We start from the raw sequence: 22,236 nt of genomic DNA, 5'->3' as shown, positions 1-22,236 counted from the left end.
CCGCGCTGTTCGGGAGGGCGGGGGTTTCCGCGTCAGCTCACGTCCGACGCGTCCAGGCGGTAGATCGTCGAGGCGTTGCTCTGCGAGGACGCCTTGCTGGACGAGGACTTGGCAGAGGACGAGGAGGAGGAGCTCGTGCTCTTGCCGTACGCGCTCTCGTTCACCAGCGTGCCGTGCTTCTTCACCCAGGCAGTGACCTCGGAGGACACGCTGTTGGTGGAGCCGCCGGGGCCGCCGCCCATCATGCCGCCGCCGAGCTGGATGTAGTGCAGCTCGCCCTTCTCGACCAGTTCCTCCAGCTTGGCGACGGTCATCGCCTTGTCGGTGCCGGTGAAGCCCCACATGGAGATGACGGGCACCTTCGCGGTCAGCTCGATCGAGGCCGCGCTCTGCGAGTTGGAGACCGCGAGCAGCCAGGTCGCGCCGTCCCGGTGCTTCTTCAGGTAGGCGATGAGGCCGCTGTCCGCGCCGCCCATGCCGCCGCCCATGGCGCCCCGCATACGGCCGCTTCCGGTCGTACCGCCCGGGGCGCCACCGGCCTCGGCGCCGGTGCCGGTCGGGGGTGTGCCGCCCTGTCCGCCCGCACCGGGGAAGCGGCCGCTCGGCATGTTGCCGCTCTGCCCGGTACCGCCGGGCATCTCGCCGTTCGCCGAGCCGCCGGGGACGCCGCCCCCCGCCTCCGCGTTCCGGCTGCCGCCCGGCATCCCGCCGCCGCCCGGGAAGCCGCCCCGGTTGCCGCCGCCCCCGCCGGGGCCGCCGAAGCCGCCTCCCGTCGAGGGGCCGGCCGTCGGGTTCACGCCCCTCATGCCGCCGCCCGAGCCGGACGGCACCGACCAGGCGTACGCCGCCGGGCCCGCGAGCGCCGCGATCACGGCCGCCGTCACGGAGGCCGCCAGCAGGCGGGCGCGGCCCGCGGAGCGGGACAGGAGCAGGCCCACGGTCGCTGCCGCCATCAGCACGCCCACCGTCGGCCACAGCCAGGTGTTCCAGCCGGAGGAGCGGCGCAGGAGGACCACGGCCCAGACCGCCGTGACCGCGAGAGCGGCGGGCAGGACCCACACCCAGCGCTTGTCGGCGCGGAACGCGCGCAGCAGCAGTACGCCACCGCCGCCGCACAGCGCCGCGATGCCGGGCGCGAGGGCGGTCGTGTAGTACGGGTGCATCGTGCCCTCGGCGGTCGCGAAGGTGACGTAGTGCAGGACCGTCCAGCCGCCCCAGAGGACGAGCGCGGCCCGGGTGAGGTCGGTGCGCGGGGCACGGCCGCACAGGATCAGGCCCGCGACGAGGGCGATCAGCGCGAACGGGATCAGCCAGGAGATCTGGCCGCCGAGGATGGTGTTGAACATCCGGCCGAGGCCCGCGGAGCCGGAGAAGCCGCCTCCGTCGCCCCCGCCACCGCCGCCGTTGCCCTCGCCGCCGAAGATCCGGCCGAGGCCGTTGTAGCCCATGATCAGGTTCCAGGCGGTGCCGTCCGTCGAACCGCCGATGTACGGCCGCTCGGAGGCGGGGACCAGGGAGACGGCGACCGCCCACCAGAAGCCGGCGACCGCGAGGACCACGCTCGCGATCAGCAGGTTCACGATCCGCTTCACGAGCGTCGGGCGCGCCGCGAGCAGGTAGACGGCGAAAACGGCGGGCAGTGCGATGTAACCGGCGAGCATCTTCGTGTTGAAGGCGAGGCCGAAGCAGACCGCCGAGCCGAGCAGCGGCAGCAGCCTGCCGGTGCGCGTGGCGCGCAGGGCGAGGGCCGCGCCGCCGACCATCAGCAGGACGAGGATCGTGTCGGGGTTGTTGTCCCGGTTGATCGCGACCGTGATCGGGGTCAGTGCGAGGACGAGCGCGGCCACCGTGGCTGCCGCGTGCCCGAAGGACCGCTTCACGGAGGAGTGCAGGATCCAGATCGCGCCGAGCCCGGCCGCGACCTCCGGCAGCATCATCTGCCAGGTGCCGAAGCCGAGGATCCGGCACGACAGGCTCATGACCATGTCGGCGAAGGGCGGCTTGTCGACGGTGAGGAAGTTGCCCGCGTCGAGCGAGCCGAAGAACCAGGCCTTCCAGTTCTGGGTGCCGCTGTAGATGGCCGCGCTGTAGAAGCTGTTGAGGCTGGAGCCGGACAGGTTCCAGGTGTACAGCACGGCCGCGAGCAGCATGATCGCGAGCAGCGCGGGCAGCGACCAGCGCGGCGCGCGCTCCGGACCGGTGTCCGGCGGGGTCGGCGTCGGCGACGGCGGACCCGGTGTCGCCGTCATGGCGTCGGGGAGGGGATCGGTGGCAGATGTCACCACTGCACCCTGCAGACCGGCGATGGGTACGCGCTGTGCCGTACCTGGGCGGAAGCTGTGGGTCTGTGCCCCATCGGGGACTCGGCGGCGCCCCTTTGACGCTGCCGAGTCTGTATTCGTCGCCGTTGCTCAGACGTGAGCGTCCTTCGCCAGGGCCACGAAGTCGGACCACGCGCGGGCGGGGAGGCTGAGCACCGGGCCGTTCGGGTTCTTGGTGTCACGGACGGGGATCACGCCGTGGGTGGCGACGAGGTTGGTGGCGACCTCGATGCACTGGCCGCCGTTGCTGCTGTAGGAGGACGTGAACCAGCGGGGTGAGTCGGTCGTCACTGGGAATCCTTCCTGCAGGCGCTCAGAGCTGGACGTTCTTCGCCAGCGCTACGAAGTCTGACCACGCGTGGGCGGGGAGGTTCAGCGCTGGGCCGTTGGGGTTCTTGGTGTCACGGACGGGGACCAGGCCGTGCGAGGCGGCAAGGTTGACGGCGACTTCCACGCAGTCGCCGCCGTTGTTGCTGTAGGAGGACGTGAGCCAGCGGGGTGAGTCGGCCGTCACCGGGATTCCTTCCTTCAAGGCGCTCAGAGCTGGGCGTCCTTCGCCAGGGTGACGAAGTGGGACCACGCGCGGGCGGGGAGGCTCAGTACCGGGCCGTTGGGGTTCTTGGTGTCACGGACGGGGATCACGCCGTGGGTGGCGGCGAGGTTGGTGGCGACCTCGATGCACTGGCCGCCGTTGCTGCTGTAGGAGGACGTGAACCAGCGGGGTGAGTCGGTCGTCACTGGGAATCCTTCCTGCAGGCGCTCAGAGCTGGACGTTCTTCGCCAGCGCTACGAAGTCTGACCACGCGTGGGCGGGGAGGTTCAGCGCTGGGCCGTTGGGGTTCTTGGTGTCACGGACGGGGACGAGGCCGTGCGAGGCGGCAAGGTTGACGGCGACTTCCACGCAGTTGCCGCCGTTGTTGCTGTAGGAGGACGTGAACCAGCGGGGAGCGTCGTTCGTTGTCACGGGGTGCCCTTTCGAAACTGATCAATCATGGCCACGGAAGCCGCCTGTGAGAGTGATTCGGCCTGTAGTTGATGGTAGGCCGCCATCATGGGCCGGATGGAAGTGGTTTCACGGTCCATGTGGCCCTGAGCTTGGGACTCGGCGTAGGCGACCATGGACTGATCAGGCAGCGTCAGCAAGTTGACGGGCAGGTCGTAAGGACGCTTCTCGCCTATGTCGAACGGGGCAACCTGTAGAACCGTGTTGGGGCGGGCGGCAAACTCGACTAAGGCCTGAAGCTGGGCGTCCATGACCTTGGTGCCGCCGACCCACCGCCGAATGCAGCTCTCATCCACGACGACAAGCATCGAGAGGAGCTGGGGCCGTAATAGCGCCTTCTGTCGCTCCAACAGGTACGCAACCCGCTCGTCAGCCTGCTCGGGTGTGATAGCCCCCCGCTTGACGGCGCTTTCCGCCAGTACGCGTGCGTACTCGGGCGTCTGAAGCAGGCCCGGGATGATCCCGATCTCGTAGAGCCGGATTTCAACTGCTCGGGCTTCGTAGTCGACATACTCGGCGAAGCCCTCCAGCAGGGAGCCAAGGGTGAGCTCGCGGAAGCGGCGCTCGAACATGTCGCCCGTGCCCAACGTACGGTCAGCACTGCGCGAGAACCGCAAAGTTGGCATCTTGCGACCAGTTTCAACGGCCGAAATATGCGAGCTGGAATATTCCATCCTGGACGCCAACTCCTCCTGCTTCCACCCCCTCTCTTCCCTCGACCTGCGCAGCTGAGCCCCATAGGCAGCCTGTGGACTGCGCTCGGGGTTCAGCACCTTCACGTTGACCAACCCGACCTCCAACTAATCTGCCAGCTCTGACACGTTGAATGGTTCCCCACTGTAGGCCACGCTGAACTCGCCTGGTAGTCAAACCACTACAGAGCGGAGTCCCCATGGCCGACGTCGCCCGGAATCAGGTGAAGGCCTTCCCCAAGTGCCACGGCTCCCTTGAGGAGTTACGGGAGGCCTTGGCCGGCGCCGGTGTCTCTCTTCCCGGCCTCCGCCTCGACCCTGCGTCCTTCGACGACGGAGACGGGATCCCTCTCTTCGACCTCGGCCGCTGCAACATGACCAACGCGGCTCGACTGGTCGAAGCACTTCGCAGGGGAGTGTCGCCGCCCGGAACACCGACGACGACCCCCGCGACCGCGCGACAAGGGAGTTGACGACATGCGTCACCGCATCGCCCGCCTCCTCACGGCACCGCTCCTCCGGCGGCACAGGCCGACCGCCTACGGAACCGGACCCCGGCCCCCGCAGCCGCAGCGGGAACCGCCGCAGCTCCCCGCCCGCGTGCCCGGCATCGGCATCGGGTCGTGCGGGATGCCGCCCGCCGGGGAGGTCACCCGGTGAGCGGCGGCACCACCGCACGCCTGCTGCCCTGGGCCGGGTCGGAGGGCAAGCCCTGCATCCTCGTGACCGACGGCACCGGCCCTCTCTCCGAAATGGCCGACACCGTCGAGAGCGTGCAGCTCGGGATGGCGGCCGATCTGCTCGGCCACGCCGACGACCTGATGGCCGACCACCGGGCGACGTCCGCCCAGCTGCGGTTCCTGCTCGCCAGGATGCGCGAGGCGTTGACCGACGTGCACCGGATCGCCGCCGGCCGGGGTGCCCGCCTCGCGGAGCGGAACTGAAGCCCCCGGCATCAGGGCAGCAGGTCCGGGAGGTCCTTCTTGAGGGCCGCCAGCTGGGCCTCGTACCCCGCGACGAAATCCGGGCGGCGGTCGTCGCCGAGGGTGCCCGTGGGCGGAAGCGGGCCCCGCTCCAGGAGTTCGGGCAGCGCGCGGAACACCGCCGCTGCCGCCTTCCAGCGCGCCTCATCGCGCGTGCGGGCCCGCAACAGGGCGTCGTACGGGTTCGACTTCAGGTCGTTGATGCGCTGTGCCGGGACGAACTTGCCCGTGAAGGCGTCCGCGCCGGGCAGGGGCTCGCCCGGGTCCGCGAGGGAGCGCAGCACCGCCACCGTCGCGAACAACCGTCCCCAGCGTCTGACGTGACTCTCATTCACCGCCGGCATGAGCGAATCATTGCCGGATTCCCAACCTTTCGAACTTCCTTGGTGAGGCCGGGTGTGCAACCATCCGGCCGCCTCGGCGAGTCAACTGGGGCATGGACTCCCGAATACCCATACGTACCGGCGCGCTCGCCGCCGTGCTCGGTGCCGCCCTGCTCGTACCCACCGCGCTCGCCGCCGCCCCGGCCGCCGCGGCCACGCCCGCCGTCAGCTGCACGTCCGCCAAGGCGGGCCTCGCCGCGAAGCTCCAGAAGGACATCGGCGCCGCCCTCGCGAACCGCAAGGGCACCGTCGCCCTCGGCGTGTACGACCGCAGCACCGACACCACCTGCACCCTGCGCGCCACCAGCTCCTACGACTCGGCCAGCACCGTGAAGGTCACCGTGCTCGCGACGCTGCTGTGGGACGCCAAGAAGCACAACCGCTATCTGACGAGCACCGAGACGAAGCTCGCCACGGCCATGATCACCCAGTCGGACAACGCCGCGACCAGCACGCTGTGGAAGCAGCTGGGCCTGACGAAGATCAAGGGCTTCCTGTCCGCCGCCGGGATGACGAAGACCGTGCCGGGCACGGGCGGCTACTGGGGGCTGACCCAGGAGAACGTCACCGACGAGCAGAAGCTGCTGAAGCTCGTCACCGCCAAGAACGGCGTGCTGAGCGACAACTCCCGCGCCTACATCCTGAAGCTGATGGGCGAGGTCGTCTCCGCGCAGCGCTGGGGCACCCCGGCCGGTGCCCCCTCCACGGTCGCGGTGCACGTCAAGAACGGCTGGCTGCAGCGCGCGACGCACGGCTGGCGGGTGCACAGCCTCGGCACCTTCAACGGCGCGGGCCACGACTACATGATGTCGGTGCTGACCCAGGACAACAGCACCATGGACTACGGCGTGACCACCATCCAGAACGTCGCCAAGGTCATCCACAAGGACCTCGTGCCGACCACGACGACCACCAAGGTCTACGTCCCGACGAGCAGGCCGAGCGAGGCCTTCGTCGCCGTACCGCCGCAGGGCTGAGGCACGGCACACGGCACACGGCATACGGCCGGACCCCGCGGAGCGTTTTGTTGCAGCGGGATGAAATCCGCCCCCGCCGGCGTTGGTGCCTTCCGGCAGAGCAGGTCAGGCGAACGGAAGGCACCGGCGTGGCAGCGCAACGGGGATGGGCACGGCGTCTGGCGGCTTACGCCTGGCGGTATCCGAAGGACGTGATCCTCGCCCTCGGCTCCTCCCTCGCCGGCATGGCGGTCATGGCGGTCGTCCCGCTGATCACCAAGGTGATCATCGACGACGTGATCGGGAACCACACCCGCGCCATGGCCCCCTGGGCCGGCGCCCTGATCGGCGCGGCCCTGCTCGTCTACGCCGCCACCTACGTCCGCCGCTACTACGGCGGCCGCCTCGCCCTCGACGTCCAGCACGACCTGCGGACGGAGATGTACGAGACGATCACCCGGCTCGACGGGCGGCGGCAGGACGAGCTGTCCACCGGGCAGGTGGTCGGGCGCGCGACCAGCGACCTCCAGTTGATCCAGGGCCTGCTCTTCATGCTCCCGATGACCATCGGGAACGTCCTGCTCTTCCTGATGTCCCTGGTGATCATGGCCTGGCTGTCGCTGCCGCTGACCCTGGTCGCCCTCGCCGTCGCGCCCGCCCTCGGCTGGATCGCCCGCCGCAGCCGCAGCAAGCTGCACCCCGCCACCTGGTACGCCCAGGCCCAGGCCGCCGCCGTCGCGGGCGTGGTCGACGGCGCGGTCAGCGGCGTGCGCGTGGTGAAGGGCTTCGGGCAGGAGGAGCAGGAGACCGGGAAGCTGCGGGAGGTCGGCCGCCGGCTCTTCGCCGGGCGGCTGCGCACCATACGGCTGAACAGCAGGTTCACCCCCGCCCTCCAGGCCGTACCGGCCCTCGGCCAGGTCGCCATGCTGGCCCTCGGCGGCTGGCTGGCGGTGCGCGGGCACATCACGCTCGGCACGTTCGTCGCCTTCTCCAGCTACCTCGCCCAGCTCGTCGGCCCGGTCCGGATGCTCGCGATGGTGCTCACCGTCGGCCAGCAGGCCCGCGCCGGCACCGAGCGCGTCCTGGAGCTGATCGACACCGAGCCGACGATGCAGGACGGCGGCAAGACCCTCCCGGCCGACGCGCCCGCGACCGTCGAGTTCGACGACGTGTCCTTCGGGTACGGCGGCGGCTCCCCGGTCCTCGACGGGCTCAGCTTCGAGATACGGGCCGGCGAGACCCTCGCCGTCGTCGGCTCCTCCGGCTCCGGCAAGTCCACCCTCTCGCTGCTCCTGCCGCGCTTCTACGACGTCACCCGCGGCGCCGTCCTGATCGGCGGCCACGACGTGCGCGAGCTGACCCTCGACTCGCTGCGGGCCGCGATCGGGCTCGTCCCCGAGGACTCCTTCCTCTTCTCCGACACCGTGCGCGACAACATCGCGTACGGCCGCCCCGACGCCACCGACGAAGAGATCCGCGCCGCCGCCCGCGCAGCCCAGGCGGACCGTTTCATCGCCGAGCTCCCCGAGGGCTACGACACCAAGGTCGGCGAGCAGGGCCTGACCCTGTCCGGCGGCCAGCGCCAGCGTGTCGCGCTCGCCCGCGCCCTGCTCACCGACCCGCGCCTGCTCGTCCTGGACGACGCCACCTCGGCCGTCGACGCCCGCGTCGAGCACGAGATCCACGAGGCCCTGGGGCACGTCATGCAGGGGCGCACCACGCTCCTCATCGCGCACCGCCGCTCCACCCTGGGCCTCGCCGACCGCATCGCCGTCCTCGACGGCGGCCGGCTCGCCGACCTCGGCACGCACGAGGAGCTCCAGCAGCGGTCGGCGCTGTACCGCAGGCTGCTGACCGACCCCGACGAGCTGGGCGGCGTCTCCCCGGGCCACGCCCCGTCGGCCGGTCCCGAGGAGGACACGACCCTGCGTGAGGAGTTGGACGCCGAGTTCGACGCCGAGCGGGGCGTCACGCCCCGGCTGTGGACCGGTGACCGGGAGCCCAAGGATCCGGCGATGTCCGGCACTCCGGCCACCCCGGAGCTGCTCGCCCAGGTCGAGGCGCTGCCCCCGGCCACCGACACCCCGGACGTCGACGAGGCCCGGGCGGTCCGGCGCGAGGACTCCTACGGGCTGCGCCGGCTGCTGCGCGGCTTCGGCGCGCCCCTGCTGATCAGCCTGGGGCTGGTCGCCGTGGACGCGGGCGCGGGGCTGCTGCTGCCGGTGCTGATCCGGCACGGCATCGACGCGGGCGTGACGAAGATGGCCCTCGGCGCGGTCTGGGCGGCCTCGCTGCTCGGCCTCGCGACCGTCCTCGTCCAGTGGGCCGCGCAGATCGGCGAGACCCGGATGACCGGCCGTACCGGCGAGCGCGTCCTGTACACCCTGCGGCTGAAGATCTTCGCCCAGCTCCAGCGGCTCGGCCTCGACTACTACGAGCGCGAGCTGACCGGCCGGATCATGACGCGCATGACGACCGACGTCGACGCCCTGTCGACGTTCCTCCAGACCGGCCTGGTCACGGCGTTCGTCTCGGTCGTCACCTTCTTCGGCATCATGCTCGTCCTGCTGCTGATCGACGTCCAGCTCGCGCTCGTCGTCTTCGCGACCCTGCCCCCGCTGATCGTCGCGACGTTCTTCTTCCGCCGGGCGAGCGTGAAGGCGTACGAACTCGCGCGCGAGCGCGTGTCGGTGGTCAACGCCGACCTCCAGGAGTCGGTCGCCGGGCTGCGGATCGTGCAGGCCTTCCGGCGCGAGCGGGACGGCGGGGCGCGGTTCGCCGGGCGCAGCGACGACTACCGCCGCGCCCGGATCCGCGGCCAGTGGCTGATATCGGTCTACTTCCCCTTCGTGCAGTTGCTGTCCTCGGTCGCCTCGGCGTCCGTGCTGATCGCGGGCGCGCACCGGGTGGAGGCGGCCACCCTGACGACGGGAGCCCTGGTCGCCTACCTGCTCTACATCGACCTGTTCTTCGCGCCCGTCCAGCAGCTGTCCCAGGTCTTCGACGGCTACCAGCAGGCCACGGTCTCGCTGGGCCGCATCCAGGAGCTGCTGCGCGAACCGACGTCCACGAGGTCGGCGGACGAACCCCTGGAGGTCCTCTCCCTGCGCGGCGAGATCGCCTTCGAGGACGTGCACTTCGCCTACGGCGCCGGGGAGGAGGCGCTGACCGGCATCGACCTGACGATCCCCGCCGGGCAGACCGTCGCCTTCGTCGGCGAGACGGGCGCGGGCAAGTCCACCCTGGTCAAGCTGGTCGCGCGGTTCTACGACCCGACCGGCGGCCGGGTCACCGTCGACGGCACGGATCTGCGCGCCCTCGACCTGACCTCGTACCGGCACCGGCTCGGGGTGGTCCCGCAGGAGGCGTACCTCTTCCCGGGCACCATCCGCGACGCGATCGCCTACGGTCGCCCCGACGCGAGCGACGCCGAGGTGGAGGCGGCGGCGCGGGCGGTCGGCGCGCACGAGATGATCGCCGGGCTGGAGGGCGGCTATCTGCACGAGGTCGCCGAGCGCGGCCGCAATCTGTCGGCCGGCCAGCGCCAGCTGATCGCGCTCGCCCGCGCCGAACTGGTCGACCCCGACGTCCTGCTCCTGGACGAGGCCACGGCCGCCCTGGACCTGGCCACGGAGGCCCAGGTCAACCAGGCCACCGACCGGCTGGCGGGCCGCCGTACGACGCTGGTGGTCGCCCACCGCCTCACCACGGCGGCCCGCGCGGACCGGGTGGTGCTGATGGCCCAGGGCCGGGTCGCCGAGGACGGCACGCACGCGGAACTCCTGGCAAGGGGCGGCCGGTACGCCGAGCTGTGGCGCACCTTCGCCGGCGGGGCCGAGCCGGAGGAGCCGGTCGCCGCCACCGCCTGACGCGCGCCACTGACGGTCGTGCAACCTTCCGACACACTCACGCGTCCCGTACATCAGTACGGGCCGTCGGGGGAGGGTGACCGTGCCACGGGGTGTGACGGGTGATACGGGGAGGAACAGCTGTGGACTTGGGTGCAATACGCCGGCGCCTGGCGCTCGGGGCGGCCGTACTGGTGGGGTCCGGGACACTCGCCCTCCTGGCGTCCGGTGTCGCCGAGGCGGCCCCGGCGGACACCTGCGCAGGGCGGGAGGTGCGGACCCTGTCGTTCAGTACCGGCGTCACGCACATCTACAAGCGCGACGGCTACGTCTGTGCCACGACCGTCGCCAGACGCGCCGGCGCCGTCCAGACGATGTCCGTGAGCGTCCAGGCCCGCGGCAACCGCCCGGTGGTCGACAGGGGCGGCTACCGGTACGAGGCCGGTCCGGTCATCGTGCACGCCGGCCACCGCTGCGTGTGGATCAAGGGCTCGGTGGGCCCGGGCTCGGTCGACTCGGGCTGGATCATGTGCTGAGCACCGGGACTCACAGGCGGCGGGCGCAGCCCACCGGCCTGTCCCCGCCCAGCTGCACGTACAGCACCGTCGACGGCGGGCACTCGGACCGGGTCCGCGCCGCCGTGGTGATCCGGTACTGCGGCGGGTGTGCGCCCGCGCCGTCGCACCGCGTCTCGCGGACCTGGCCCGTGCCGGAGGTGTAGACGCAGTCGCCGGGGATCGTGCGCGGGCCGCCCCCGCCGCCGGGGTCGCCGGGGTGCGGGGGTTCCAGAGCGCGCATGCAGGCGTAGCCCTCGGTGCCGATGTGCAGCACGAAGTCGGTGGTCGGCGGGCACAACGGGCCGTCGCCCGGCGCGCCCTCGTAGCGGGCGACGACCCGGGCCGCCGCCCGCTCGCCGGTGCAGGGCACCTCGGTCACGTCGGTCGTGCCGAAGGAGCTGCACGCGCCGACCGCGAGGAACCCGGCGCCGTAGCCGCCGCTGCCGGTCGGGCGGGCGTCGCCCACCGGCGCGCCCGCTCCGCCCCGGCAGCCGGTCAGCAGGGCGGCCAGCAGCAGGCACACCAGCTGTGCGGCACCTTTCCCGCGCATCGTCATTCCCCCCGGCATCCCCGCCCAGCGTGGCCCGGGACGCCGGTGCCACGCCAGACGGCGTGGGAGGGTTTCCGCCTGCCTGCGGTGGTACGACCGATCTATGGGCGTACGCCTAGTACGTCAGACCGTGTCCGATCGGGTACAGCACCTGTGCCGGATCGTCCGCCCGGGGCACCGGCACCGGCAGCTTCCCGCGCGGCGCCACCCGCCCGGCGAGGACCCGCGCGGCCGCGCGCACCTCGACGTCGGTCCAGCCGTACGACGTCAAGCACGCCTTCACGGAGGGGAGTTGTGCCACGTCGTAGGGGTTGCGGACGGCGAGGGCCGCCACCGGCCGGCCCGTGGCCAGCAGGCGCTCCACCAGCGTGCGCTGGGAGCTGCCCGCCGTCACGTCGTACGTCGCCACCACCACCGCGTCCGCGTCCTGTGCCGCCGTGACCGCCCGGGCGACGGCGGCGGAGGAGGGCGAGGTGCCGGTGGACAGGGCCGTGGCGGTGAAGCCCAGTTCGGTGAGGGCGGCGGCCAGGACGCCGGTGGGCGGGCCGGTGGTGCCGGTGGGGGAGTCGGGGTCGGCGCCGACGACCAGGATCCGGCGTGTGGTGCGGGGCGTGAAGGGGAGGGTGCGGTCCTCGTTGACGAGCAGGGTCGTGGTGCGCTCGGCGATCCGGTCGGCCGTCGCCAGGTGCGCCTTCGTGCCCACCGTGCGCTCCACGCCCGCCCGGGAGGCGTACGGCGCCTCGAAGAGGCCGAGCCGGGACTTCAGGCGCAGGATGCGCAGGATCGATTCGTCCAGCCGGGACTCGGTCAGCTCGCCGTCCTGCACGGCCTTCAGCACGGCGTGCCAGGCCACGTCGATCGAGGGCGGGTTGAGCAGCTGGTCCACCCCGGCCTTCAGGGCGAGCACCGGCACCCGGTCGTCGCCGTACTTGGTGCGCACGCCCGCCATGCCGAGGGAGTCGGTGATGACGACGCCGTCGTAGCCGAGTTCGCCGCGCAGGATGCCGGTGAGGACCGGGTGGGAGAGGGTGGCCGGGTCGCCGGAGTCGTCCAGGGCCGGGAACTGGATGTGCGCGGTCATGATCGAGTCGATGCCGGCGGCGATCGCGGCCCGGAACGGCACGGCGTCCAGCTTCTCCCACAGGTCCCGGCTGTGGGTGATGACGGGGAAGCCGGTGTGGCTGTCGGTGGCGGTGTCGCCGTGCCCCGGGAAGTGCTTGGCGGTCGCCGCGACCCGGGACTGCTGATAGCCCTTCACCTCGGCGGCCACCAGCTCGCCCACCGCCTTCGGGTCGGCACCGAAGGAGCGGACGCCGATGATCGGGTTGGCCGGGTTCACGTTGACGTCGGCGTCGGGGGAGTAGTCCTGGTTGATGCCCATCGCGCGCAGCTCGGCGCCCGAGATCCGGCCGAGGGTCCGCGCGTCGGACCGGGAGCCTCCCGCACCGATGGCCATCGCGCCCGGGAAGAGCGTGGCGGGCTTGCCGACCCGGCACACCGCGCCGTGCTCCTGGTCGGTGGCGACGAGCACCGGCAGCCCGCGCGCCTGGTCCAGGGAGGCCTTCTGGATGCCGTCGGACAGCTCCGCGATCTGCTGCGGATCACGGGTGTTGTGCGCCCAGGTGAAGTAGATGATGCCGCCCACGCGGTACGTCGCGATGAGCTCGGCGGCCGTGCGGACCCCCAGCTCCTTGAGATTGGCATCGATGTCGGCCTGGTCCGGGGCGGTGGCGGAGTGACCGTAGACCCGCATCACGAAGAGCTGGCCGACCTTCTCCTCCAGCGTCATCCGGGAGATCAGGGCGCGCAGCCGGCGGTCGTCGGGCGGGGTGCCGGGGGCGGTGGCGTGGGCGGTGGCGGTCGGTGCGGTCAGCGCGGCGGTGAGGCCCGCCGTGGCGGCGAGGACGGCGCGTCGGGACGGTCTGCCGGTGTCGGACACGTGCGCTCCTTCCGGAGGAGAACCGCTGAAGGAAACTTCCGAAGGGTCACCAATATCCGGGAAGTTTCTTTCCGTCAAGGGACTGCACAGTAACCGGAGGAGGGGCCGCCACCGGCGCATTGAGAGGGGGGCGTGCCGATGGCGACGGGCGTGGATCCGGGCCGGTTCCCCTCGCGTCGGCGTCCCGGTTCATGGACATCGCGTCCCGGCGGACCGCCGTACGGCCATGTCGACCGGCCCCGACCGGATCGAGATCCACCCCGGCACCCCGCGGCCGGACGTGGAGATCAAGACCTTCGGCGACCACCGCATCGGCATGTCCTTCGCCGTGACCGCCCTGCGCACCCCCGGCCTGACCTTCGACGACCCCGGCTGCGTCCGCAAGACCTTCCCGGGCTTCCACGAGGCGTTCGAGAGGCTCCGCCGGCAGCCGGTCCCGCGCCCGTAGCCGCTCAAGCCGCCTCGTCGAGCAAGCGCAGCAGATGCTCCCGCCCGGCACCGAGAATCTCCTGGAGCGGCGCCGCCGCCTCGTACCACCGCTTCTCGTACTCCCAGCACAGCCATCCGTCCCACCCGTGCCGGCAGAGCTCGTCCACGCACTCGGTGAGCGGAAGCACCCCCGAGCCCAGCGCCAGCGGCATCGTGTCGTCGGCCGACGCGATGTCCTTGACCTGCACGTATCCCAGGTGCGGGGCGAGGGCGGCGTACGACTGCGAGGGCTGTTCGCCGCCCAGCCAGGTGTGCATGACGTCCCACAGCGCGCCGACGTGGCGGTGTCCGACGGGCCCCAGCACGCGGATCGCGGCGGCGCCGGTGCGGTGGGAGTCGTGCGTCTCCAGCAGGACGCGCACCCCGAGCGCGGCGGCGTCCTCGGCCACGGTGCCGAGCCGCCGCGCGGCCATCGCGTCGGACTCGGCGGCGGGCAGGTCCGGGTCGGCGCCGGGGAAGACCCGGACGAAGGGGGCGCCGATGTCGTGGGCGAGCTGCACCAGGGCGCGTACGGCGTCGACGACCGGGCCGTCCTCGCCGGGCGCGGCCACGCGCGCGTACCCGGCGACGGCCAGGATCTCGACGCCCGCCGCCTTGAACGCGGCGGCCACGTCCGCCCGTTGGGCCGCCGTGAGGCCCGGGTGCACCGGCTCCTCCGGATGGGCACGCAGCTCGACGCCGTGGTAGCCGTGCGTGGTGGCGAGCGCCAGCACGTCCGGCAGGGGAAGACCGGGAACTCCGAGGGTGGAGAAGGCTAGCTTCATGGTCACGGACCCTACTCGTCACTCGCCCGACCGGTGCAGATCCAGGCGCCAGTCCTGGCCGATCAGGTCTTTTCCGAAGGAGCGGTGCGGTTGCTCGGCGGTGAGCACGAAGCCGTGGCGCCGGTACAGGCGCCGGGCGGCGCCGAGCACGTCGTTGGTCCACAGCACCAGGTCGCGGTAGCCGACCCCGCGCGCGAAGTCCACGACCGCGCCGACCAGCAGGTCCCCGATGCCGTGCCCCCGTGCCTCGGGCTCGACCAGCAGCAGCCGCAGCCGTGCGGTGCCCGGGGCGTCGTCCCGTACGCACATCACGCAGCCCACGGGCCGCCCGCCCAGCTCGGCGATCCACACCCGCTCCAGATGCGGATCGTGGTCCTCGGCGAAGTCGGCCACGATCCGGGCCACCAGCCCCTCGTAGTCGGCGTTCCAGCCGTACTCGGCGGCGTACAGCGCGGCGTTGCGCTGCACGATCCAGCCGAGGTCGCCGGGGCGGGGCTCGCGCAGCGCGACGTCGGCAGATCCCTGCGGGGCCGTGTCACCGAGGACCGTACGGAGGGCGCATAGGGCCTCGGCGGCCCCCCGTCCGCTCGCGGTGAGCGCCACCCGCGTGCCGGAGGAGTCCCGCTCGACCAGTCCGGCCCGCTCGACCGCGTCGAGGATCCGGGTCAAGGTCAAGTGCCCGTCCGCCAGGCCGAGTCGGGCCCGCAGTCCGGCCTCGTCGGTGCCGTCGGCATGCGCGAGTTCGGACAGCACCCGGTCGACGGCGAGGATGTTCTGGACGGTCATGGCCGGCCCCCGGTGGTTGGCGACGGTCCGCAGTGGTTGAACGATTCAAGTACGTTGATTTCCCTTGCTGGTTCCCCTCTTTCCCCGGTGCGGCCCGCCTTTGACTTCCCCGCCCTCTCATCGTAGGTTTAATGACGAACGTCACTTATGTCCGTTTGGCATCAAGAGTGACGGATCCGCCGCAGATTCGCCCTTGCGGGCGGCGGACCCCGCCCGGAGCTGCGCGCAGGCTCCGGAGCGTCAGGAGGGCGGCCTCATGGCGGCCGCCGGACAGAAAAACCACACCCTCGGAGAGGGGCTCATCATGCGCGCGCACACCACCCGTATCAAGAGAGTGGCCCTCGTGGTCTGCTCGGCACCGATCCTGGCCCTCGCGGCCGGAGCCGGAGTCGCCAGCGCAGCCACCAGCTCCGCACCGACCGCGGCCGTCGCGTACGACCACGGTGGCGGTGGCGGCTGGGGCTGGGGTGACGACCACGGCGGCGGCGGCTGGGGCTGGGGCGACGGCGGCGGCTGGGGTTGGGGAGACCACGGCGGCGGCGGCTGGGGCGACGGCGGCGGCTGGGGAGACCACGGCGGCGGCGGCTGGGGCGACGGCGGAGGCTGGGGCTGGGGCGACTGACCCACAGTGAACCGACCTGACACCCCCGACAGTGAAGGGTGGATCCGGGTGCCCGACCCCATGGGCACCCGGATCCCTGTGACCAGCCGGTTCCACGGGCCGGCGGCCGTGAAGGCGGTGACCGGATGAGGATCGTCTGTGTGGGCGGAGGCCCGGCCGGGCTGTACTTCTCGATCTCGGCGAAGCTGCGGGACGCCGGGAACGAGATCACCGTGATCGAGCGCGACCCGCCCGAGGCCACCTACGGCTGGGGCGTCGTGTACTGGGACGACCTGCTGGACATCCTGCACTCCAACGACCCCGAGAGCGCCCGCGCGATCAGGGCCGGCTCGGTGCTCTGGCAGGCGCAGGAGATCCAGGTGCACGGCGGCGGGCACGACGGTACGGCGTACTTCGGGGGCTACGGCTACAGCATGGGCCGCGCCGCGCTGCTGGAGATACTGACCCGGCGCGCACGCTCCCTCGGCGTGGACGTACGGCACGGAGAGCGCCTCGCCGACCCCGCCGACCTGCCCGAGGCCGACCTGATCGTGGCCGCCGACGGGGCGGGCAGCCGGATCCGGCAGAGCCGCGTCGAACGCTTCGGCACGAAGACGGAGACCGGCCGCAACCCCTACATCTGGCTCGGCACGGACCGGCAGTTCGACAGCTTCGTGTTCTGCTTCGAGAAGACCGAGGCCGGCTGGATCTGGTTCCACGCCTACCCCTCTATCCGGGGCGTCAGCACCTGCATCGTGGAGTGCTCCCCGGAGACCTGGCAGGGCCTCGGCCTGGACTCGACGGAGCCCGAGGAGGCCGTGCCGCTGCTGGAGAAGATCTTCCACCGGGCGCTCGACGGCCACTCCCTGATCAGCCGGTCACGGGGCGCCCCGGCCCAGTGGCAGCGCTTCACGCACCTGCGCAACGAAACATGGGTCGACGGCACGGATCGCCACCGCCCCGTCGTCCTGGCCGGCGACGCCGCGCACACCACCCACTTCACGCTCGGCTCCGGCACCCGGCTGGCGATGATCGACGGGATCGTGCTGGCCCACAGCCTCGCGCACCACGCGGATCTGCGGGCGGCGCTGCGGGCGTACGACGAGCACCGCCGCGCGGAACTGCACCCCGTACAGGCCGGCGCGCGCTCCAGCATGGCCTGGTTCGAGCGCCTCGACGACTACCTGGAGCGCGACCCGGTCTCCTTCGCCTACGCCATGGCCGTCCGCACCGGCCGCCAGTCCCCCTGGCGCTACCAGGCCCACCTGGCCAACCAGATCCCCGCCCTGCGCAAGGCCCGCCTGGCCTACGACACGGGCCGCCGCTGGTACCGGGACCGCAGAAGGGGCCAAACCCCGCTGCCACTCCTGGGCCGCTCCGTCCCGCCCGGGGCACCCTCGAAGACCCCCTGAGCATCAGCTCGCCACGGACGGTCGCGGTCCCGCCGGGGGTGGTTCCCCGCGCCCTCCGGCCCCCGTCTCCGTCAAGGGCGACGGCACCGTCGTCAGCAGGGAGGGGCGGCGTCGCTGTCGCCGGGCCGTTTCGTTGCGTCCGGGGCGGCCCCGAGGACCCTTGCCCATCGGCCCCTGTCTCCGTCAAGGGCGACGGCGCCGTCGTCGGCGGTGGAGGGGCGGCGTCGCTGTCGCCGGGCCGTTTCGTTGCGTCCGGGGCGGCCCCGAGGACCCTTGCCCATCGGCCCCTGTTTCCGTCAAGGGCGACGGCGCCGTCGTCGGCGGTGGAGGGGCGGCGTCGCTGTCGCCGGGCCGTTTCGTTGCGTCCGGGGCGGCCCCGAGGACCCTTGCCCATCGGCCCCTGTTTCCGTCAAGGGCGACGGCGCCGTCGTCGGCGGTGGAGGGGCGGCTGCGCTGTCGCCGGGCCGCTCCCTCACCCCCGGGGTGCCCCCGAGGACCCCCTGACCATCAGCTCGCCGCGGACGGTCGCGATGCCGCCGGGGGGTGGTTCCTCGCGCCCCATGGCGATCCGCCCGGCCCTGGCCCCCGCTTCCGCCAGCGGCAGCCGCACCGTCGTCAGGGCAGGCACCGCGTCGACGCTGAACGGCAGGTCGTCGAAGCCGGCCACCGAGACGTCCTCCGGAATCCGCAGCCCGGACTCGCGCAGCGCCGCGCACGCCCCCAGCGCGACGGAGTCGTTCGCGGCGACGATCCCCGTCAGCCCCGGATCCCGCCGCAGCAGCTCCAGCGTCGCCTCGTACCCGGACCGGCGGTCGTAGTGGCCGTACACCGTCCAGCGCGGATCCTCCTCGACCCCCGCCGCCGCCAGCGCCTCCCGGTGTCCCTCCAGCCGGTGCCGCGTCGTCGTCCGCTCCGCGGGTCCGGCGATGTAACCGAGTCGGCGATGCCCGAGCCCCAGCAGATGCTCGGTCAGCCGGCGCGCGCCCCCGCGGTTGTCGAACGTCAGGGCCACGGCCCCGGTGTCCTCTGCCTGCGGCCGCCCGCACAGCACCACGCGCGTCCCGGCCTCCGCCAGCTTGCGCAGCTTCGCAGCGACCGCCGCCGCGTGCGGCGCGTCCTCCACGGCACCGCCGGTCAGCAGCACCGCCGCCGCCCGCTGGCGCTGCAGCAGGGTCAGATACGTCAGTTCACGCTCGGGCGACCCGCCCGTGTTGCACACGACCGCCAGCCGCTCACCGCCCGCCCGGCCCCCGCCCGTGCCCCCGATCTCGGCCTGGATCGCGGACGCCATGATCCCGAAGAAGGGGTCGGCGATGTCGTTCACCAGGATCCCGACCAGGTCGGAGGTGGCGGCGGCCAGCGAGCTCGCCGGGCCGTTGAGGACGTAGTCCAGCTCGTCCACCGCCCGGAGCACCCGCTCGCGTGTGGAGGTGGCCACCGGGTAGTTGCCGTTCAGTACGCGCGACACCGTCGCGGGGGAGACCTGGGCGCGGGCCGCCACATCCGCCAGGGTCACCGTCATGTCGTCGTCCTCCGGTCGCGCTTCGTGTCGTACGCCCTCGTAGACAGCCAGGTCCTGCTCGTGGTTCCGAGCGGACGTCCAGCAGACCTTAAAGCCATCGACCCCGGATGTTCGCCCCCTCGAACAACTCGAAGGGGCAACGGTCTTGTACAGACCACTGTTCAGAGGCTAGCTTCTCCGTGAGTAGAAAGCGCTTGCTACAAGTGGTGCAGAGGGGACTCACGTGACACGCAAGACGGTGCGCATCGCCATGAACGGCGTGACCGGACGCATGGGCTACCGCCAGCACCTCGTCCGGTCGATCCTCGCCCTGCGCGAACAGGGCGGCCTCGACCTGGGCGACGGCACCGTGCTGTGGCCGGAGCCGATCCTGCTCGGCCGTCGCGAACACGCGCTTCGGGAGATCGCCGAGCGCCACGGGCTGGACGAGATCTCGACGGACGTCGACGCGGTGCTGGCGGATCCGTCGGTGGACATCTACTTCGACTCCCAGGTCACCTCCGCGCGCGAGGAGTCGATCAAGAAGGCGATCGCCGCGGGGAAACACGTCTACACCGAGAAGCCGACGGCGACGGGCCTGGCCGGTGCCCTCGAACTCGCCCGGCTCGCCCACGACAAGGGCATCAAGCACGGCGTCGTCCAGGACAAGATCTTCCTGCCGGGCCTGCTCAAGCTGAAGCGGCTGATCGACGGCGGCTTCTTCGGCCGGATCCTGTCCGTCCGGGGCGAGTTCGGCTACTGGGTCTTCGAGGGCGACTGGCAGCCCGCCCAGCGCCCGTCCTGGAACTACCGCGCGCAGGACGGCGGCGGCATCGTCGTCGACATGTTCCCGCACTGGGAGTACGTCCTGCACGAACTGTTCGGCCGGGTGACCTCCGTCCAGGCCCTCGTCGCCACCCACATCCCGCAGCGCTGGGACGAGAACGGCAAGCCCTACGACGCGACGGCGGACGATGCCGCGTACGGCGTCTTCGAACTCGACGGCGGCGCGGTCGCCCAGATCAACTCCTCCTGGGCGGTCCGCGTCAACCGCGACGAACTGGTCGAGTTCCAGGTCGACGGCACCGAGGGCTCGGCGGTCGCGGGTCTGCGCAACTGCCGTGTCCAGCACCGCAGTTCCACCCCCAAGCCGGTCTGGAACCCGGACATCCCCGCCACCGAGGTCTTCCGTGACCAGTGGCAGGAAGTGCCGGACAACGGGGACTTCGACAACGGCTTCAAGGCCCAGTGGGAGCTGTTCCTCAAGCACGTCCACGCCGACACGCCGTACCACTGGGACCTGCTGGCCGGCGCCCGGGGCGTGCAGCTCGCCGAACTGGGCCTGCGGTCCTCCGCCGAGGGCCGCCGCCTCGCCGTACCGGAGATCTCCCTGTGACCATCCAACTCCCCTCCGCAGACGGCGTGTTGCGCACGTACGAGCCCCGCACGGAACCGCTGGCGCTCTCGCCGGGCACCCCCTTCACCTCCCGTACGGTCTTCTCGGCGGCCCACGTCGTCGCCGACCCGTACGCCGACGTCTCGCCCGACTCGCCGGCCGCCGTCGACTGGGACGCCACCCTCGCCTTCCGCCGCCATCTGTGGTCCCACGGGCTGGGGGTCGCCGAGGCCATGGACACCGCCCAGCGCGGCATGGGCCTGGACTGGGCGGGCGCGGCCGAGCTGATCCGGCGCAGCGCCGCCGAGGCGAAGGCGGTGGGCGGCCGGATCGCCTGCGGTGTCGGCACCGACCAGATCACCGGCGGGTCTCTCGTGGAGATCCGCGCGGCCTACGAGGAGCAGCTCGCGGTCGTGGAGGAGTCGGGCGCCCAGGTGATCCTCATGGCGTCCCGGGCCCTGGCCGCCGTGGCCCGGGGGCCCGAGGACTACCTGGAGATCTACGGCCACCTGCTGCGCCAGTCCGCCGAGCCGGTGATCCTGCACTGGCTGGGCCCGATGTTCGACCCGGCGCTGGCGGGCTACTGGGGCTCCGCCGACCTGGACGCGGCCACCGACACCTTCCTGGAGGTCATCGCCGCGCACCCGGACAAGGTCGACGGCATCAAGGTGTCGCTCCTGGACGCGCGGCGCGAGGTCGACCTGCGCCGCCGTCTCCCGCGCGGGGTCCGCTGCTACACCGGCGACGACTTCCACTACCCCGAGCTGATCGCGGGCGACGACCAGGGCTTCAGCCACGCCCTGCTCGGCGTCTTCGACCCGCTGGGCCCACTGGCGGCGCAGGCGGTCCGGGTCCTGGACACGGGGGACACGGCCGGTTTCCGTGGCCTGCTGGACCCCACGGTCGCCCTGTCCCGCCACCTCTTCCAGGCCCCCACCCGCTTCTACAAGACCGGTGTAGTCCTCCTGGCCTGGCTCGCGGGCCACCAGGCGCACTTCACGATGGTCGGCGGCCTCCAGTCGGCCCGCTCCCTCCCGCACCTCGCCCGCGCCTACGAACTGGCCGACGGCCTCGGCCTGTTCCCCGACCCGAAGCTCGCCGAGGAGCGGATGAAGAACCTGCTGTCCCTGTACGGGGTGACCTCATGACACCGCCGGACCTCTCGCGGTTCAGCATCAACCAGATGACGGTGAAACAGCTGTCCCTCCCGGAACTGGTGTCGGCCTGCGGCGAGTCGGGCGTGACCCAGGTGGGCCTGTGGCGCGAGCCGGTCCAGGAGTACGGCGTGACGGAGACGGCGAAGCTGATCCGTGAGGCGGGCCTGACGGTGACGACGCTGTGCCGGGGCGGCTTCTTCACGGCGACCGACCCGCAGGCGCGGGCAGCGGCCCTGGCGGACAACCGGCGAGCGGTCGAGGAGGCGGCGACGCTCGGCACCGACACGTTGGTCCTGGTCTCCGGCGGCCTCCCGCCCGGCAGCAAGGACCTGCGGGCGGCGCGCGAGCGCATCGCCGACGCCCTCGCCGAACTCGGGCCGTACGCCGAGCAGCACGGCGTCCGCCTCGCCATCGAGCCCCTGCACCCCATGTACGCCTCCGACCGCTGCGTCGTCTCGACCCTGACCCAGGCCCTGGACCTCGCCGAGCGCTTCCCGGCGCACCAGGTCGGGGTGACCGTGGACACGTACCACATCTGGTGGGACGACCAGGCGCCCGCGCAGATCGTCCGGGCGGGAGCGGGCGGCCGTATCCACACCTTCCAACTCGCCGACTGGATCACCCCGTTGCCCGAGGGCGTCCTCAACGGCCGGGGCCAGATCGGCGACGGCGCGATCGACATGCGCGAGTGGCGGGGGTACGTGGAGGCGGCGGGCTACTCGGGCCCGATCGAGGTCGAGCTCTTCAACGACGAGCTGTGGGCCCGGGACGGGCGGGAGGTGCTGGCGGAGACGGTGGAGCGGTTCCTGACACGCACCGGGAAGTGAACCGGACGGCCCGGCCCAGCCCCCTGAACGGCATGCCCATGGGGCCGGGAGCCATTTTCTGGTCAGCGCCG

General features: G+C 72.0%; 23 protein-coding genes and 1 pseudogene. 12 read left to right on the top strand and 12 right to left on the bottom strand.

The features are described 5' to 3' along the window. Nucleotides 1–32 precede the first annotated feature (32 nt). From ACZ4MF_RS18560 to ACZ4MF_RS18535, 6 genes are all read right to left on the bottom strand, one after another. Nucleotides 33–2,282 (bottom strand): glycosyltransferase family 39 protein, encoded by a 2,250-nt coding sequence (locus ACZ4MF_RS18560; RefSeq protein ID WP_467493041.1) that lies wholly within the window; start codon nt 2,280–2,282, stop codon nt 33–35. Between the two features lie 129 nt (nt 2,283–2,411). Beyond that, a complete protein-coding gene (locus ACZ4MF_RS18555; RefSeq protein WP_467493040.1) occupies nt 2,412–2,612 on the bottom strand; it encodes a DUF397 domain-containing protein in 201 nt (66 codons plus the stop codon). Nucleotides 2,613–2,634: 22 nt separating this feature from the next. Further along, nucleotides 2,635–2,835: a DUF397 domain-containing protein gene (locus ACZ4MF_RS18550; RefSeq protein ID WP_467493039.1), complete on the bottom strand. Its 201-nt coding sequence runs from the start codon at nt 2,833–2,835 to the stop codon at nt 2,635–2,637. A gap of 23 nt (nt 2,836–2,858) precedes the next feature. After that, nucleotides 2,859–3,059: a DUF397 domain-containing protein gene (locus tag ACZ4MF_RS18545; protein WP_467493038.1), complete on the bottom strand. Its 201-nt coding sequence runs from the start codon at nt 3,057–3,059 to the stop codon at nt 2,859–2,861. Between the two features lie 22 nt (nt 3,060–3,081). Further along, on the bottom strand, nt 3,082–3,285 hold the full coding sequence (locus ACZ4MF_RS18540) for a DUF397 domain-containing protein (protein ID WP_467493037.1): 204 nt from the start codon (nt 3,283–3,285) through the stop codon (nt 3,082–3,084). Then, nucleotides 3,282–4,112 carry a helix-turn-helix domain-containing protein gene (locus ACZ4MF_RS18535; RefSeq protein WP_467493036.1) on the bottom strand — a complete coding sequence of 277 codons (831 nt, stop codon included), beginning with the start codon at nt 4,110–4,112 and terminating at the stop codon, nt 3,282–3,284. The genes ACZ4MF_RS18540 and ACZ4MF_RS18535 overlap by 4 nt, the downstream gene beginning before the upstream one ends. A 104-nt stretch (nt 4,113–4,216) precedes the next feature. Here ACZ4MF_RS18535 and ACZ4MF_RS18530 point away from each other — a divergent pair, with 104 nt between their 5' ends. The 3 genes from ACZ4MF_RS18530 to ACZ4MF_RS18520 are packed head-to-tail and all read left to right on the top strand — an operon-like array spanning nt 4,217 to nt 4,960. After that, nucleotides 4,217–4,489 (top strand): hypothetical protein, encoded by a 273-nt coding sequence (locus tag ACZ4MF_RS18530; protein WP_467493035.1) that lies wholly within the window; start codon nt 4,217–4,219, stop codon nt 4,487–4,489. Between the two features lie 4 nt (nt 4,490–4,493). Beyond that, entirely contained in the window at nt 4,494–4,676 is a 183-nt protein-coding gene (locus ACZ4MF_RS18525) for a hypothetical protein (protein ID WP_467493034.1), read from the top strand. After that, on the top strand, nt 4,673–4,960 hold the full coding sequence (locus ACZ4MF_RS18520) for a hypothetical protein (RefSeq protein ID WP_467493033.1): 288 nt from the start codon (nt 4,673–4,675) through the stop codon (nt 4,958–4,960). Before ACZ4MF_RS18525 ends, ACZ4MF_RS18520 begins: the two co-directional genes overlap by 4 nt. An 11-nt stretch (nt 4,961–4,971) precedes the next feature. Here ACZ4MF_RS18520 and ACZ4MF_RS18515 read toward each other — a convergent pair whose 3' ends face one another. Then, nucleotides 4,972–5,343 (bottom strand): hypothetical protein, encoded by a 372-nt coding sequence (locus ACZ4MF_RS18515; RefSeq protein WP_467493032.1) that lies wholly within the window; start codon nt 5,341–5,343, stop codon nt 4,972–4,974. Nucleotides 5,344–5,435: 92 nt separating this feature from the next. Between ACZ4MF_RS18515 and ACZ4MF_RS18510 the strand changes: the two genes are divergently transcribed. From ACZ4MF_RS18510 to ACZ4MF_RS18500, 3 genes are all read left to right on the top strand, one after another. Then, entirely contained in the window at nt 5,436–6,359 is a 924-nt protein-coding gene (locus ACZ4MF_RS18510) for a serine hydrolase (protein ID WP_467493031.1), read from the top strand. A 128-nt stretch (nt 6,360–6,487) separates the two neighbouring features. Further along, entirely contained in the window at nt 6,488–10,207 is a 3,720-nt protein-coding gene (locus tag ACZ4MF_RS18505; RefSeq protein WP_467493030.1) for an ABC transporter ATP-binding protein, read from the top strand. Nucleotides 10,208–10,329: 122 nt separating this feature from the next. Then, nucleotides 10,330–10,722 carry a hypothetical protein gene (locus tag ACZ4MF_RS18500; RefSeq protein ID WP_467493029.1) on the top strand — a complete coding sequence of 131 codons (393 nt, stop codon included), beginning with the start codon at nt 10,330–10,332 and terminating at the stop codon, nt 10,720–10,722. A 10-nt stretch (nt 10,723–10,732) separates the two neighbouring features. On the opposite strand, the gene ACZ4MF_RS18495 is transcribed toward ACZ4MF_RS18500, so the two are convergent. Both ACZ4MF_RS18495 and ACZ4MF_RS18490 read right to left on the bottom strand, forming a co-directional pair. Next, on the bottom strand, nt 10,733–11,293 hold the full coding sequence (locus ACZ4MF_RS18495) for a hypothetical protein (protein WP_467493028.1): 561 nt from the start codon (nt 11,291–11,293) through the stop codon (nt 10,733–10,735). A gap of 115 nt (nt 11,294–11,408) precedes the next feature. Then, nucleotides 11,409–13,352 (bottom strand): glycoside hydrolase family 3 protein, encoded by a 1,944-nt coding sequence (locus tag ACZ4MF_RS18490; protein ID WP_467493027.1) that lies wholly within the window; start codon nt 13,350–13,352, stop codon nt 11,409–11,411. A gap of 106 nt (nt 13,353–13,458) precedes the next feature. Here ACZ4MF_RS18490 and ACZ4MF_RS18485 point away from each other — a divergent pair. Next, nucleotides 13,459–13,680: pseudogene (locus tag ACZ4MF_RS18485) on the top strand (3-phosphoshikimate 1-carboxyvinyltransferase); the annotation flags it as partial. 4 nt (nt 13,681–13,684) lie between these two features. Here ACZ4MF_RS18485 and ACZ4MF_RS18480 read toward each other — a convergent pair. Beyond that, nucleotides 13,685–14,485 (bottom strand): sugar phosphate isomerase/epimerase family protein, encoded by an 801-nt coding sequence (locus ACZ4MF_RS18480; RefSeq protein ID WP_467493026.1) that lies wholly within the window; start codon nt 14,483–14,485, stop codon nt 13,685–13,687. Between the two features lie 18 nt (nt 14,486–14,503). Further along, nucleotides 14,504–15,271 carry a GNAT family N-acetyltransferase gene (locus ACZ4MF_RS18475; RefSeq protein WP_467493025.1) on the bottom strand — a complete coding sequence of 256 codons (768 nt, stop codon included), beginning with the start codon at nt 15,269–15,271 and terminating at the stop codon, nt 14,504–14,506. Nucleotides 15,272–15,527: 256 nt separating this feature from the next. Here ACZ4MF_RS18475 and ACZ4MF_RS18470 point away from each other — a divergent pair, with 256 nt between their 5' ends. Together ACZ4MF_RS18470 and ACZ4MF_RS18465 are read left to right on the top strand one after the other, a co-directional pair. Continuing rightward, nucleotides 15,528–15,893 carry a hypothetical protein gene (locus ACZ4MF_RS18470; RefSeq protein ID WP_467493024.1) on the top strand — a complete coding sequence of 122 codons (366 nt, stop codon included), beginning with the start codon at nt 15,528–15,530 and terminating at the stop codon, nt 15,891–15,893. A gap of 125 nt (nt 15,894–16,018) precedes the next feature. Beyond that, nucleotides 16,019–17,284: an FAD-dependent monooxygenase gene (locus tag ACZ4MF_RS18465; RefSeq protein ID WP_467493023.1), complete on the top strand. Its 1,266-nt coding sequence runs from the start codon at nt 16,019–16,021 to the stop codon at nt 17,282–17,284. 472 nt (nt 17,285–17,756) lie between these two features. Here the strand turns inward: ACZ4MF_RS18465 and ACZ4MF_RS18460 are convergent, their stop codons facing one another. Further along, entirely contained in the window at nt 17,757–18,806 is a 1,050-nt protein-coding gene (locus ACZ4MF_RS18460) for a LacI family DNA-binding transcriptional regulator (RefSeq protein ID WP_467493022.1), read from the bottom strand. A gap of 223 nt (nt 18,807–19,029) precedes the next feature. On the opposite strand from ACZ4MF_RS18460, the gene ACZ4MF_RS18455 reads away from it, so the two are divergent. From ACZ4MF_RS18455 to ACZ4MF_RS18445, 3 genes are read left to right on the top strand one after another with little or no spacing between them, the layout of a single operon-like run. After that, nucleotides 19,030–20,181, top strand: a complete 1,152-nt coding sequence (locus ACZ4MF_RS18455) for a Gfo/Idh/MocA family protein (protein WP_467493021.1) — start codon at nt 19,030–19,032, stop codon at nt 20,179–20,181. Next, the gene (locus tag ACZ4MF_RS18450; RefSeq protein WP_467493020.1) at nt 20,178–21,329 is read left to right on the top strand and encodes a dihydrodipicolinate synthase family protein; all 1,152 of its coding nucleotides are present in this window, start codon (nt 20,178–20,180) and stop codon (nt 21,327–21,329) included. The genes ACZ4MF_RS18455 and ACZ4MF_RS18450 overlap by 4 nt, the downstream gene beginning before the upstream one ends. Further along, nucleotides 21,326–22,165, top strand: coding sequence for a sugar phosphate isomerase/epimerase family protein (locus ACZ4MF_RS18445; RefSeq protein ID WP_467493019.1), 840 nt, complete (start codon nt 21,326–21,328; stop codon nt 22,163–22,165). Before ACZ4MF_RS18450 ends, ACZ4MF_RS18445 begins: the two co-directional genes overlap by 4 nt. The last annotated feature ends 71 nt before the right edge of the window (nt 22,166–22,236 follow it).

Source organism: Streptomyces sp. NPDC025793, from assembly GCF_055558375.1.
This window is presented reverse-complemented; position numbering and strand designations above follow the sequence as displayed.